This is a genomic window from Janthinobacterium saanense (assembly GCF_014200675.1).
In the GTDB taxonomy this organism is placed as follows: Bacteria; Pseudomonadota; Gammaproteobacteria; order Burkholderiales; family Burkholderiaceae_D; genus Janthinobacterium.
On record NZ_JACHCI010000002.1, the window covers coordinates 170,963 to 184,612 of the forward strand.

Annotated in this window: 15 protein-coding genes; 8 read left to right on the forward strand and 7 right to left on the reverse strand. The window is 60.4% G+C overall.

What is annotated here, in order from left to right:
- Positions 1-20: 20 nt before the first annotated feature.
- The 7 genes from HDE72_RS03570 to ygfZ all read right to left on the reverse strand — a co-directional run bounded on the left by HDE72_RS03570 (position 21) and on the right by ygfZ (position 6,989).
- The gene (locus tag HDE72_RS03570) at positions 21-956 is read right to left on the reverse strand and encodes an ABC transporter substrate-binding protein (protein ID WP_183737361.1); all 936 of its coding nucleotides are present in this window, start codon (positions 954-956) and stop codon (positions 21-23) included.
- Positions 957-1,073: 117 nt separating this feature from the next.
- Positions 1,074-2,021: a transaldolase gene (tal, locus tag HDE72_RS03575; protein WP_183737362.1), complete on the reverse strand. Its 948-nt coding sequence runs from the start codon at positions 2,019-2,021 to the stop codon at positions 1,074-1,076.
- 35 nt (positions 2,022-2,056) lie between these two features.
- Positions 2,057-3,532 carry a xylulokinase gene (xylB, locus tag HDE72_RS03580; RefSeq protein ID WP_311735198.1) on the reverse strand — a complete coding sequence of 492 codons (1,476 nt, stop codon included), beginning with the start codon at positions 3,530-3,532 and terminating at the stop codon, positions 2,057-2,059.
- Between the two features lie 47 nt (positions 3,533-3,579).
- Positions 3,580-4,581 carry a LacI family DNA-binding transcriptional regulator gene (locus HDE72_RS03585; RefSeq protein ID WP_183737364.1) on the reverse strand — a complete coding sequence of 334 codons (1,002 nt, stop codon included), beginning with the start codon at positions 4,579-4,581 and terminating at the stop codon, positions 3,580-3,582.
- Positions 4,582-4,859: 278 nt separating this feature from the next.
- Positions 4,860-5,603: an NRDE family protein gene (locus HDE72_RS03590; protein ID WP_183737365.1), complete on the reverse strand. Its 744-nt coding sequence runs from the start codon at positions 5,601-5,603 to the stop codon at positions 4,860-4,862.
- Complete coding sequence (locus HDE72_RS03595) at positions 5,594-5,884, reverse strand: DUF4936 family protein (protein WP_183737366.1); 291 nt, start codon at positions 5,882-5,884, stop codon at positions 5,594-5,596. Before HDE72_RS03595 ends, HDE72_RS03590 begins: the two co-directional genes overlap by 10 nt.
- A gap of 7 nt (positions 5,885-5,891) precedes the next feature.
- Entirely contained in the window at positions 5,892-6,989 is a 1,098-nt protein-coding gene (ygfZ, locus tag HDE72_RS03600; RefSeq protein ID WP_183737367.1) for a CAF17-like 4Fe-4S cluster assembly/insertion protein YgfZ, read from the reverse strand.
- 194 nt (positions 6,990-7,183) lie between these two features.
- Here ygfZ and mltG point away from each other — a divergent pair, with 194 nt between their 5' ends.
- From mltG to HDE72_RS03640, 8 genes are all read left to right on the forward strand, one after another.
- The gene (gene mltG / locus HDE72_RS03605; protein WP_183737368.1) at positions 7,184-8,170 is read left to right on the forward strand and encodes an endolytic transglycosylase MltG; all 987 of its coding nucleotides are present in this window, start codon (positions 7,184-7,186) and stop codon (positions 8,168-8,170) included.
- A gap of 35 nt (positions 8,171-8,205) precedes the next feature.
- Positions 8,206-8,847: a dTMP kinase gene (tmk, locus tag HDE72_RS03610; RefSeq protein ID WP_183737369.1), complete on the forward strand. Its 642-nt coding sequence runs from the start codon at positions 8,206-8,208 to the stop codon at positions 8,845-8,847.
- Positions 8,848-8,862: 15 nt separating this feature from the next.
- Positions 8,863-9,894, forward strand: coding sequence for a DNA polymerase III subunit delta' (locus tag HDE72_RS03615; protein WP_183737370.1), 1,032 nt, complete (start codon positions 8,863-8,865; stop codon positions 9,892-9,894).
- Between the two features lie 35 nt (positions 9,895-9,929).
- On the forward strand, positions 9,930-10,445 hold the full coding sequence (locus HDE72_RS03620) for a GNAT family N-acetyltransferase (RefSeq protein WP_183737371.1): 516 nt from the start codon (positions 9,930-9,932) through the stop codon (positions 10,443-10,445).
- A gap of 50 nt (positions 10,446-10,495) precedes the next feature.
- Positions 10,496-10,864, forward strand: a complete 369-nt coding sequence (locus HDE72_RS03625) for a VOC family protein (RefSeq protein ID WP_183737372.1) — start codon at positions 10,496-10,498, stop codon at positions 10,862-10,864.
- A gap of 66 nt (positions 10,865-10,930) precedes the next feature.
- Positions 10,931-11,710, forward strand: coding sequence for a TatD family hydrolase (locus tag HDE72_RS03630; protein WP_183737373.1), 780 nt, complete (start codon positions 10,931-10,933; stop codon positions 11,708-11,710).
- A gap of 7 nt (positions 11,711-11,717) precedes the next feature.
- Entirely contained in the window at positions 11,718-12,380 is a 663-nt protein-coding gene (locus HDE72_RS03635) for an ankyrin repeat domain-containing protein (RefSeq protein ID WP_183737374.1), read from the forward strand.
- A gap of 293 nt (positions 12,381-12,673) precedes the next feature.
- Positions 12,674-13,597: a methyltransferase domain-containing protein gene (locus tag HDE72_RS03640; RefSeq protein ID WP_183737375.1), complete on the forward strand. Its 924-nt coding sequence runs from the start codon at positions 12,674-12,676 to the stop codon at positions 13,595-13,597.
- Positions 13,598-13,650: the final 53 nt, after the last annotated feature.

Sequence of the window (13,650 nt, forward strand, 5' to 3'; positions counted from 1 at the left end):
CCCACGTGGTGCAAGCTTGCTTAGTTTTTCACCCAGCCGGCGTAAGCGGCAACGTTTTCCTTGTTGACGATAGGCGTAGGCAGCAGCACCGTCGTCTGTTTCGGCGCGCGGCCATTCATGATGTCGTAGCCCACTTGCACGGCGTCGGCCGCCATGCGGTAAGGGTTTTGCGAGGCGGTGGCGGCAAACAGGCCGGCCTTGTTTTTCAGCGCGTTCTGGCCGTCCGGTGCGCCATCGACAGCCGTGATCAGCTTGATGTCAGTGCGTTTGGCTTGCTTGATGGCCAGTTCGGCGCCGATGCCGGTCGGGTCATTGATGGCGAACACGGCGTCGATCTTCGGATGGGCTGTCAGCAGGTTGGACATCACCGTCAGGCCGCCATCGCGGCTGCCGCCCGCGTTCTGGTTGTCCGACAGGATTTTAATGTCCTTGAAGCCTGCCAGGGTTTTCTTGCAACCGGTAACGCGGTCGATCACGGCCGTGACCGGTGGGCCATTGATGATGACCACATTGCCCTTGCCGCCGATCTGCTTGGCCAGGTAGGCGCACGAGACATCGCCTGCCATGGTGTTGTCCGACATCACGGTGGCCGACGCGTTTTGCGCGCCCACGTCGACGGCAATCACGATCACGCCTGCATCGCGGGCTTTTTTCACGGCCGGGCCGATGCCCTTGGAATCGGCAGCGTTCAGGATGATGATGTCGGTCTTGTTGGCGATAAAGTTTTCAATCTGGTCGACCTGGGTGTTCAAGTCATACTTGCTCGATACGGTAGTGACTTTCACGCCAGGGCCGCCGATCTTCCTGGCGCTTTCCTCGGCGCCGCGGCCGATGGCCACGAAGAAGGGATTGGCCAGGTCGCCGACGGTGATGCCGATCGATTTCAAGGGCTTGTCGGCGGCAAACGCGCCACAGGCGATGGACATGAGCAGGGAGGCGGTAAGAATCTTTTTCATATGAATCTCCAAGGTTTTTATTGTGTTGAAATAAACTCAGGCACTAGGTGTAACGTACTGCAGGGTGAAAATTGATTATCTTTTAACTATGATTCATAGTTTGTTGCTGGATATCTTCTATTTGCTGCGCAAGGCATTGATCATGGCGTCCAGCTTGCCTGCATCGACGGCGAAGCCACGGATGCCTTCAGCCAGTTTCTCGGTTGCCATCGCGTCGTCGTTCATGGCGTAGCGGAATGCCGCTACGTCGTAATGCACGGCAGGTTGCGCTTCGGCGTTGCCGCCCAGTGCGCGCTCGAACGGCGTGTCGGACGCTTCCAGCTTGGCCAGCAAGTCGGGGCTGATGGTCAGCAGGTCGCAGCCTGACAGCGCCGTGATCTGGCCCGTGTTGCGGAAACTGGCGCCCATCACTTGCGTGGCGATGCCGTGTTGCTTGTAGTAATCGTAGATGCGCGTTACCGATTGCACGCCCGGATCGTTAGACAGTGAACGGGCCGCTTCGTCCCATGCGGCGCCGGCCGATTTCTTGTACCAGTCGTAGATGCGGCCCACGAATGGCGAGATCAAACGTACTTTGGCGTCGGCGCAGGCGACCGCCTGGCAAAACGAAAACAGCAGGGTCAGGTTGCAAAAGATGCCGTCGCGCTCGAGTTCGCGGGCCGCCTGTATGCCTTCCCAGGTGGCGGCGATCTTGATCAGGACACGTTCGCGGGCAATGCCGGCCGCTTCGTACAGGGCGATCAAACGGCGTGCACGGGCTACGGTGGCGGCGGTGTCAAAGCTCAGGCGGGCGTCGACTTCGGTCGACACGCGTCCCGGCACCACTTTCAGGATTTCCAGGCCGAAGCGCACCAGCACCTGGTCGACGATATCTTCCAGCGAGGCGCTCTGGTGGGCGGCGACCGTGCTTTCCAGCAGCGGAGCATACTCAGGCTGCAATACCGCCTTCAGGATCAGGGATGGATTGGTGGTGGCGTCTTGCGGGGCAAAGCGCGCCAGTTGCAGAAAGTCGCCGGTGTCGGCGACCACAGTGCTGTGTTGCTTCAATTGTTGCAGTTGGTTCATCGCTATTCGTCCTTATAAATACAGAGCGCAGGAAACTACGCTGCTTGATGTAAAGCCTGTACGGCGGGAAACAGGCTGCGGTACTTCTGATAACGCACTTGCAAGGCCGCATGTTGTGCGGCATCCGGTGCAAAGGTATTCTTGATGGCCAGGCCGGTTTCCAGCAGGCCACGCTCGCCGATGGCGGCAAAACCCAGCTTGGCCGCGCCTATGCTGGCCGACAATTCGCTGTCATGCAGGGTGCGCATTTCCACGCCCAGCACATTGGCCAGCAACTGCGCCCAGTACTGGCTGCGCGCGCCGCCGCCTACCAGCAGGCAGTGCGGCACGCTCGCACCGGTCGAGGTGACGGCCGCCATGGCGTCGCGCAGGGCAAAGGCCACGCCTTCCAGCACGGCATAACCCAGTTGCGCGGTATTGCTATCATGGCCCAACTGTAAAAAAGCGCCGCGCACTTGCGGGTCATTGTGGGGCGTGCGTTCGCCTGATAAATAGGGCAGGAACAGTGGCGCGGACGATGGCACGCCCTGGGCCAGCGGCAAGGCCGACTCGACCAGCGCCAGCAAGGCCGCTTCATTCGGCATCCCCAGCACGCCCGTGGCCCAGCGCAGACAGCTGGCGCCCGACAAAATGGCGCCCATGGCGTACCAGCGGCCGGGCAGGGCGTGGCAAAAACTGTGCACGCCGGCGGCCGGGTTGCCCAGCGGCTGTTCGGTGACGGAAACAATCGCCGCGCTGGTGCCCAGTGAAATAAAGCTGTCGCCAGCGGACACGGCGCCGATACCGACGGCCGAGACAGGATTGTCGCCGCCGCCACCGGCCACGATCACGCCGCTAGGCAAGCCCAGCAGCAAGGTGCTGACAGTGTGCACGGTGCCGGTGGCGGCATCGCCTTCGACCAGCGGCGGCATCTGATCCACACGCAAGCCGCTCGCTTCGAGCATCGGGCCATACCAGGCGCGCTCGGCGATATTGAGCCACAAGGTGCCGGCCGCATCCGACATGTCGGTGATTTTTTGGCCCGTCAATTGCAGGCGCAGATAGTCTTTCGGCGACAGCACGCAGGCAATCGCCGCAAACGCCTGTGGTTCATGTTCCTGCAGCCACAGCAGCTTGGGCGCGGTCAGGCCAGCCATGGCCAGGCTGCCCGTAACGAGAGCAAACGCAGGGTAGTCGCTCGCCAGGGCCGCCGCTTCGACGTGGGCGCGCGCATCGTTCCACAGGATGGCGGGGCGGATGCAGTCATCGTGCTTGTCGAGCAGCACCGCGCCATGCATCTGGCCCGACAGGCCGATGCAGCGGATGGCGGCGTAGTCTTGCGGATGGGCTGCGCGCAGCTGGCTCAAGGCTTGCACGCAGGCAGCCCACCAGTCCTGCGGGTCTTGTTCGGACCAGCCCGCCTGTGGGCGGTTGACGCCCAGGCGCACGGAAGCTTGCGCGCGGATGGCGCCTTTGCTGTCCATCAGCACGGTTTTCAGTTCGGAAGTGCCCAGGTCGATGCCCAGCGAGATCGCGTTGTCCATGTGTTCAGAGGTCGGCACGGTAGAAAGAGGTTGGTTTAAGCGCAGCCGCAGGAATTGCGTATGCGCAAGGTTGGCGCCAATCGGCTCGCGTGTTGTGCGCGGCCCGGATTGGCGATGCGTTCGATCAGCAGGTCGACCGCCATCGAACCGAGTTCTTCCAGCGGCTGGGCCATGACGGTCAGGCGCGGACTGAAGTAATCGGCCCAGTCGAAATCATCGAAGCCGGCCAGCGCCACTTCTTGCGGCACGGCGATATGCGCGTCGCGCAGCGCATGCATGGTGCCGATGGTCATCAGGTTATTGCCCGCCACGATGGCGGTGGGGCGCTGCTCCAGTTGCAGCAACTCACGCGTGGCCGCGCCGCTGCGCGCCAGGTTGGAGTCGCCCGAACGCACCAGGGCAGGGTCGAAAGTGATGCCAGCGCGCGCCAATGCCAACCGATACCCCTCGACGCGTTCATTGGTGGTCGACAAGCCTGCCGCGCCGGCAATAAAGCCGATGCGGCGGTGGCCGTGCACGGTAATCAAGTGGCTGACCAGCTGCGCCGTGGCTTCGACGTTTTCCACGCCGACCTGGTCAAACGGCAATGGCGACATGCGGTCGACCAGCACGGAAGCGATCTTGTTGCTGCTGAGGTAATTGAGGGCCAGCTTGTCCGGATCGCCCGAGGGCGCCAGCACGATGCCATCGACACGGCGCTGGTGCAGGTTTTGCACCACTTTCAATTCCTGGGCCGGATCGTCGTGGGTATCGGAAAACAGCATCATCAAGCCATGGCGCGTGCAGGCCGCCTCGATGGCGCGCACGGTTTCGCTGAAGTAATGGTTGGTGAAAGCGGAAATGGCCACGCCGATGGTGCCCGACGATGAACCGGCCAGCGCGCGCGCCAGCATATTGGGCACATAGCCGATCTGCTGCATCGCCGCGTTGACGGCAGCGACGGTTTTCGGGCTGACCTTGCGGGTGCCGTTCAGTACGTGCGAGACGGTCGACAACGATACGTCTGCCGCCCTTGCTACATCTTCCATGGTGGCCATGGTGTCTCCAGAATATTCTTGTTGTTAGTGCTGTGCGGCTATGTTTTATGCCGCTTTGAATCCATCGTAAACAAAAGAAAGCGCTTGCGCAAGCGCTTTCTTTTTTTGCGCAAACGTTTTCGTGGCTGAAAAAACGCATTATTTGCGGAAGATTAACGGCTGCCGGAGAGGCAAGGAGCTTAAGTTGGCGTCACTTTTACCCCTAAAGCAAACGCTGGGGCCGGACGGGGACGCCAAGTCCCTGAGGGTCCGACCCCGGTCTCTGCTATTGGGGGGAGTTACTGAATCAGCAGCTCATGCAACTCGCCCGGCGCATCGGCGTACAGCTTGACGACGGTGGAGGTACGGGTGCCGTAGCCCGGCGTTTCGATGCAGACGGCGGACAGCACGCGCTCGAGGTCGAGCGGCACGCCGGTGTCGGGCAGGCGGAAGTCGGGCGCGCGCGTGGTGTCGGCCAGCATGTCGAAATACGCGTCGTCCGGTGCGCCCTGGCACAGCAGGCTGGCGAACTGGGCCTTGGTTTTCAAGACCTTGGGCCATGGCGCGTCGAGCAGGGCGTTCGACAAGCCATAGATGCCCGGCGCCAAAGGCTGGCCATTGCGGGCGTCATCCTGGCCCCGGTTGGAAAACCAGATCAGGGTATCGCTATCGCCCAGCACCAGGTTAAAACCGTTGTAGGCGTCGGCGCCCGCTGCGATCTGCGCAACATATTCTTGCGCCGTCATGCTGCCCGCCAGGTAGTCGGCCACCAGCGCGCCGCGCGAGGGCGCATCGTCGCGGTGATCCTTCGGGCTGCGGATATTGGTGATGGCGGCAAAGCGCGAACGCCCGCCTTCCCGGGAAGGCTGGGTGATGCCCATCCAGCTACCGCCCGCCTGCAGGTCGCGGCCTGCATAGACTTGCGGGTGCTCAGGCCAGGCGCCGGCAGGGGCACTGGCGCGGTCGTAGTATTCGTCGCGGTTGGCGGCGGCAATCAGCGGTACGTGCGGATTGACTTTCCAGGCAAAGACGATCAGGCACATGGGGGCAAATCCATGAAGGCTTCCGTATGGCGCTGGCCATGCGTCAGGGCCAGCAAGCCCGTTTCCTCGGTTGCCGCAGCCAGTACGTCGGCGAAGCCTTCACCGACGACGGGATAGATTTCCATCCAGGTTTGCAAACCGTCCTTGCTGTCTGGGCGGCGCTTCAGCTGCGGCGCCACGCCCGATTGTTCCGCCAGCCTGGCTTGCAGGGCGCGCACCCGTGCTTCCAGCGCTTGCGCGTGCTCGTCTTTTACCTGGTAATAAATATACAGATCTTTCATGGCCGGCTCACAGATCCAGTGCGTCTAGCACGTAAGGCATGGCCAGGAACTGTACGGCTGCGCCCTGGGCCGAGCCCAGGCGTACTGCGCCTGCTTCGCCGGAACCTTGCTCGATGGCGGCCAGCTTCATTTCCACCAGCGCATCGACGCCACCGGCGCCATTCGCTGCAGCATTGACGATCATGCCGCATGGCTGATCCGGGTCGCTGACGGCGAACAGCTCGCTACCCGCTTGTGCGTCGGCATCCGCGATGCTGACCAGGGTGGTGCGGCGCTTGAGTTTGCCCAGGTACTGGCTGCGCGCAACGATTTCCTGGCCCGGATAGCAGCCTTTTTTAAAATTCACGCCACCGAGCAACTCGAAGTTGACCATTTGCGGCACGAACTGTTCCTGCGTCGGCAAACTGATTTGCGGCAAGCCTGCATGGATTTCCGACAAGCGCCAGGCGTCATTGCCGCCTTTGTTCAGCGCGCCAGCCAATTGCGGCCAAACGTCATGGACACTGGCCGCCGACAGCAGCCACTGATAGCGCGGCTGGCCAAAGGCATCGGCCACGCGCAGCAAAGTGCCCAGCGCGTGCTCGACCTTGCTCCATGGTGTGCTTGGCAACGTTTCGAACCAGATGGAAAGGGCCGCGTTGGCGCGCTGGCCGCCCAGGCCCAGCACGACTTGTGTCGCTTCATCGCTGGCAGCGTCATGCAGCTTGGCCTTGGCGCGCAGCACGAACATCTGCAAACGCTTCTGGATGGCTGGCTGTATGGTGCGCGGCAATTGCAGATAAATGGTGGTGGCGTTGCGCCACATCAGAAAACTGGCCAGCAAGCGGCCTTTCGGCGTGCAATAACCGGCCAGGCGTACTTGCTGCTGGTTCAGGTGTTCCACATCGTTGGTCAATTGGCTGTGCAGGAAAGTGGCTGCATCGTCGCCAGTGATGCCGATCAGGCCCTGGTCGGTGACGGCGGAGACGAAGCCATCCTGCAACTGGGCCGTGCTCAGGGTCTGGCCGAAATCGGCGATATTGGTGTCAGGCACGGCACCGTCCAGCTGAGTGGAGCGGGCGCCTTGCGCGATTAAAAATTGATTCCAGTTATCCATATTTTCCATTAGATCAGCGATTAAGCATTATCATTACGGGTTCATTATAGTGATGTCGCGAAAATCGCGTCGACAATGGCAAGAATTGCTGTTTTTTACGGTGCTTTTATTCACAAATGAATGATCAAGTGTTTGCTTAAACGAAGCGCAGTAGCAGTCATCTTTGGATGCTCTGGAATAACTCGCATAACAGAATTGGAACAATGGCCTTCTTTAAAAAATTGGTAGTCAGTTCAGTGATTGTCGCCATCGGTGCTGGTGGCGGTTTTGTGTATTGGGCCCAGCAGCCCATCACCACGGAAGGCGATGCGATTCCCTTTGCGATCACGCCGGGTAGCGGCGCGCATGCGGCGGGCCAGCAGATTGCGGACGCGGGCGTGCCCATCATGCCCATCCTGTTCAACCTGCTGGCTCGCCTGGAAGGCAAGACCTCGAAGATCAAGGCCGGCTCCTACGAGTTGAAACCGGGCACCACGCCGCAGCGCCTGATCACGCAGCTGGCGCGCGGCGAGTTCGCGCAGGAATCGCTGACCATCATCGAAGGCTGGACTTTCAAACAGATGCGCCTGGCGATGGCCAATCACCCGGGCCTGAAGCACGATACGGAATCGCTGAGCGATACGGAGCTGATGTCGAAAATCAGTCCCGAATATCCGCAGCCCGAAGGTTTGTTCTTCCCGGACACCTATCTGTTTGCCAAGGGCGCCAGCGAGATGCAAATCTTCAAGCAGGCGCACGTGGCTATGATCGCCCGGCTGATGGAAGCGTGGGACAAGCGCGATCCCGCCTTGCCGTACAAGAATCCCTACCAGGCTTTGACCATGGCCTCCATCGTGGAAAAGGAAACCGGGCAAAAATCCGAGCGGGCCATGATTGCCGGCGTGTTCGTCAACCGGCTGAAAACAGGCATGCTGCTGCAGACCGACCCGACCGTGATCTATGGCATGGGTGACAAGTACCAGGGCAAGATCCGCAAACGCGACCTCGAAGCGGACACCCCGTACAATACCTATACGCGCGGTGGCTTGCCGCCCACGCCGATCGCCTTGCCGGGCGCGCAATCGCTGACGGCGGCGCTGGCGCCGGCCCGCACGCAAGCGCTGTATTTCGTGGCGCGCGGCGACGGCACCAGCCAGTTCTCGGCCAATTTGCCCGACCATAACCGCGCCGTGAATCAATACCAGCGCTGAGTTTGCTGACGATTAATATTTTCAAAAGACGTTTCATGACACAACAACATCAAGCCCGCTTCATCACCTTCGAAGGCATCGACGGCGCGGGCAAGTCCACGCATATCGGCTTTGTGAGCGACTACCTGCGCCAGCGCGGCGTCAACCTCGTTTCCTCACGGGAACCGGGCGGCACGCAACTTGGTGAAAAACTGCGCGAACTCTTGCTGCATGAAAAGATGCATCTGGAAACGGAAGCCTTGCTGATGTTTGCCAGCCGCCGCGAACATATCGCGCAAGTGATCGCGCCTGCGCTGGAGCTTGGTGAATGGGTGATTTCCGACCGCTTCAGCGATGCCAGCTTCGCCTATCAGGGTGGCGGGCGTGGTTTGGATATCAGCAAGATGGAAGCGCTGGAAGCGTGGGTACACCCGCATCTGCAGCCAGACCTCACTTTCCTGTTCGACGTGCCGCTGGCCGTGGCGCGTGCGCGTCTGGACGCCACCCGCGCGCTCGATAAATTCGAGCAGGAACAGGCCGACTTCTTTGCCGCCACGCGCAATGAATATCTGCGCCGCGCGGCACAGTTCCCCGCGCGTTTTCGCATCATCGATTCCACGCAAAGCATTGCAGATATTCAAGTGCAGCTTGCGCAATTACTGGATGACTTGCTTGAGAAAAGTCTGGTAACGCGTTGATTTTGAAAGAATATAATGACTAGTCAACTCTACCCGTGGCAGCAAGATGCCTGGCTGCAATTGCAGGCGCTGCGCCCGCGCATGCCGCACGCCATTTTGTTTCATGGCGCGCAGGGCATAGGCAAGGCTGACTTTATCGAGCACTTTGCGCAAGCGCTGCTGTGCGAAAACGTGCGGCCCGATGGCCACGCCTGCGGCGCCTGCGCGTCGTGTGGCTGGTTTAGCCAGGGCAACCATCCCGATTACCGCCGCGTGCGCCCGGAAGCGCTGGAAGACGAGATCGCCGACGAGGGCGAAGGCGAGGGCGAGGGCGCGAAGAAAAGCGCCAAGAGCAAGACGCCATCGAAAGATATCAAGATCGAGCAGATACGCAACCTGGCCGATTTCATGAATATCTCTACCCACCGCCAGGGGCTGCGCGTGGTGGTGCTGTATCCGGCCGAGGCGCTCAATACGCCGGCCTCGAACGCCTTGCTGAAAACCCTGGAAGAACCGCCGCCGGGCACGGTATTCCTGCTGGCATCGAATAGCCTGGACCGCTTGCTGCCGACGATCTTGTCGCGTTGCCGCAAATTTTCCTTGCCCATGCCCAGCCACGAACAGGCGCTGGCCTGGCTCAAGGGCCAAGGCTTGAACGACGCCGACAGCTGGCTGCGCGAGCAGGGCGGCGCACCGCTGGCGGCCCTGGCCCAGTCCGAGTCGGGCGGGCGCGAAGAAACGGAGCAATTGCTGCAGGTGCTGGCCAACCCCGGCGTGGAAGCGGCCCTGAAGGCGGCCGACAAATTGCAGAAAGCGCCGCTGGCGCCGCTGGTCGCTTCCCTGCAGCGCTGGCTGTACGACCTGTTCTCGATCAAGCTGTCGGGCACCGTACGCTACTACCCGCGCCATCGGCGCGAGCTCGAAGCGCTGGCCGGACGCATCAATGTGAGCAAGCTCATGGCTGCCATCAAGGCTGCCAACGAGCGCCGCGCGATTGCCGAACACCCCTTGTCGCCGAAGCTGTTCCTGGAAGACATGCTGCTCGATTACGCCTCGAATTGTCAGTAAAATCAATCACTTGAATTCATTATTTAATCCATAATATGAGCTATCGCCACCGCATCGCCACGCTTGCCGACCTGCCTGCCATCGTCGCCATCTACAACACCACCATCGCTTCGCGCGAAGTGACGGCCGATACGGAGCCGGTCACGGTCGAGTCGCGCCTGGCCTGGTTCCACGAGCACACGCCCGAGCGCCGCCCGCTGTGGATCATCGAAGCGGCCGACGATACGTCCGCCGAGCCTTTGCCCTTGGGCTGGTTGTCCTACTCCAACTTTTATGGCCGCCCCGCCTATTCGGGCACGGCCGAGTTGTCCGTCTACATCGCCGAAGCCGCGCGCGGCAAGGGCATAGGCGCTTACGGCCTGACGCAGGCCATCGCCCACGCGCCATCGGTGGGCGTGCACACGGTGCTGGGTTTTATTTTCGGCCACAACGCCCCCAGCCTCGCTCTGTTCAAGAAATTCGGTTTCGAGATCTGGGCCAACCTGCCGAAAGTGGCGAACCTGGACGGCGTCGAACGCGACCTGATTATCCTGGGCAAGCGGGTAGGCTAAGCAAGCCGGGCGTGCTAGAGTTCAGGCAACTAGTCTTGAACGGAGATCATATGAAGCGCGTCACTGGTATCGGCGGTATCTTCTTCCACGCACAGGATCCGGCCGCGCTGCGCGCCTGGTATCAGCGCCACCTTGGCATCGACGTGCAAGCCTGGGGCGGCGCGGCGTTTAGCTGGAATGATCCTGGCGGCAGCACCATCTGGTCGGTAGGCGGTGACCGCGAGCAATTCGCCCCCGGCAAGGCATCCTTCATGATCAACTACCGCGTCGACAACCTCGACGCCTTGCTGCAAGCCTTGCGCGACGAAGGCTGCCAGGTGCTGGACAAGGCGCCTGACTCGGAATACGGCCAGTTCGGCTGGGTGATCGATCCTGAAGGCAACAAGGTGGAACTGTGGCAGCCACCAAAGGGGCAATAGGCGGCTTCCTGCAGGATTCCCGCTTTCCCCTGCCAGTTTGCCCGCCCTCCGGTACAATCCTGCCTTATGTATATCGATTCCCATTGCCATATCAATTTCCCCGAGCTGGCTGCTCGCATGCCCGAGATTCTTGCCAAGATGGCCGAGAACAAGGTGACGCACGCCTTGTGCGTGTCCGTGGACTTGCCGGATTTTCCGCAGGTGCTGGCGCTGGCCGAGCAGTATCCCCATATTTTCGCGTCCGTCGGCGTGCATCCCGATTACGAGGACACGCCTGAACCATCGGTCGAAGACCTGGTGCGCCTGGCCGATCATCCGAAGATCATCGCCATCGGCGAGACGGGTCTCGATTATTTTCGTTTGACCGGTGACCTGGAGTGGCAGCGCGAGCGTTTTCGTACTCACATCAAAGCTTCAAGAATCACGCGCAAGCCCTTGATTATTCACACAAGAGCAGCCAGTGAAGACACCATCCGCATCATGCGCGAAGAGGGCGCTGGCGTGGCGGACGGCGGCGTAGCTGGCGTCATGCATTGCTTTACCGAATCGCTGGAAGTGGCGAAAGCCGCCATCGACATGGGCTTCTATATTTCGTTTTCCGGCATCGTCACCTTCAAGAGCGCCAAGGACTTGCAGGCGGTCGCCCTGGAAGTGCCGCTCGAGCGCATCCTGATCGAAACGGACTCGCCCTACCTCGCGCCCGTGCCTTTCCGTGGCCGCATGAACGAGCCCGGTTATGTCGCCCATGTGGCCGAGTATCTGTCGGCCTTGAAAGGCATACCACTGGCCCAGGTGGCGGAACAGACGACTGATAATTTCTTCAAATTATTCAACCAGGTACGGTGATTTCTTCATGCTAAATCGAGTTCTGCGCATGGCCATCGCGGCCGCCATGACGGCTGCCATAACTGCTGTCCAGGCGGCGCCCGATCCGGTGTCTTTCTTCCGCGCCGTCTCGGTCGATAATGCCAACGGCGTGCGCGATATGCTGAGCGACGGCATCGATCCCAATCTGATCTCCACGGTCTACGATGAACCCGCACTGGTGCTGGCCGTGCGCGATGATGCCGACAAGGTCTTCCAGGTTTTGCTGAACACGCCAGGCATCAACCTGGAAACGCCGGCTACGAATGGCAATACGGCCTTGATGCTGGCTGCCTACAAGCACAAGCAAGCGCTGGTGGAAGCCTTGCTGGCCAAGGGCGCCAAAGTCAATCAACCGGGCTGGACGGCTTTGCACTATGCGGCCTCGGCCGGTGACTTGCCCATCATGAAGATTTTATTTGACCGCCAGGCGGTGGTTGATGCACGCGCCACCACCAATATCACGCCGCTGATGTTTGCCGCCCGCGAAGGGCAGGAAGAGGCCGTCAAGCTGCTGCTGTCCTGGGGCGCCGATCCCACTCTGAAGAGCGACCATGGCTGGACTGCCGACCAGTTTGCCATGGCGGCTGACAAGCCCCGCGTGGCTGCCCTTGTCACGGCGGCGCAACAGGCGCGCGCAGCCCGCAAGTAATCATGTTGGCAATATAGTCGGTAACAAGATCAATCATTATCTCGTTACTAATGGTTTCCATGCCAGCGCTGGAAGTGACATGGAATTGCCTCTCATCTCAGCCCTTTGTCCTTGCTCCTGATTAACGATAATGATCTCGTCGCATTAATCAGGAGATAGACCGCATGGCACACAATACGCACGTCAGGCGCCGGCTGTTTTGTCGCCGCCCCTCACGCAGCCCCTGCGATCTCACTGCTTTCTGGAACGACAAAATTGATCGGCCATCGGAGCCAGGCTCCAAGAGGACAGATATGCTGAATGAACGAGAAATTGAGAGTTGTTATCTGGGGCAATTTATCCCCGTGCATTACCACCACAATATGCTGATGGACCAGAACCGCATGCATGGCTTCAAGTCGGCCATCGACTATGCGGTCAAGCCGGGTATGAAGGTGCTGGAACTGGGCGGCGGTACGGGTGTGCTGTCCTGGTTTGCGGCGGCAAAAGCGGACAAGGTATGGTGCGTGGAGTTCAATCCGGACATGGTGAAAGAAGCGCGCAAGATGCTGGCGCTCAATCCCAACGGTGAAAAAGTCGAGGTCGTGCACGCGGATGCGTTTGAATATCTGCCGCCCGAACCGGTCGATGTGGTCATTTGTGAAATGATCCATGTGGGCATGCTGCGTGAAAAGCAGGTCGAAGTGATCGAATCGTTCAAGCGCCGCTACCTGGCCCGCTTTGGCGGCCCGCTGCCCTTGTTCTTGCCGGAAGCGGTGATCATGGCCGTGCAGCCTATGCAGCAGGAATACGATTTCGAAGGTTTCCATGCGCCCATCGTGCAATTCCAGGAAACCACGGCCATCCACCCCGGCGTGCTGGAACTGGCGCCGCCGTCGGTCTACAGCATCATCGACTTCACGCAGCCCGTCGATGGCCTGTTCGGCTTCGACGGCAAGTTCATAGTCGAGCGCAGCGGTACCCTGAATGCCTTGCGTTTCGTCACCAAGAACATCCTGGCCGTGGTGCCCGAACATTCGACCACCATCGACTGGCTCAACCACTATATGTGTTTGCCGCTGGCCACGCCGGTCGCCGTGAAGGCGGGTGATGTGCTGCAGGTAAGTTTCCAGTACCGCGCGGGCGGTTCGATTCCTTCGCTGGAAGCATCGATGCAAGCCCAGGTGGTCTATGATGCCTGCCTGCAGCCGGTGGTGCAGAATCCTGTGTTTGCCTGATTATCAGAATGATTTTTTAGATAAGACCGCAGGCATTTCGTCCTGCGGTCTTT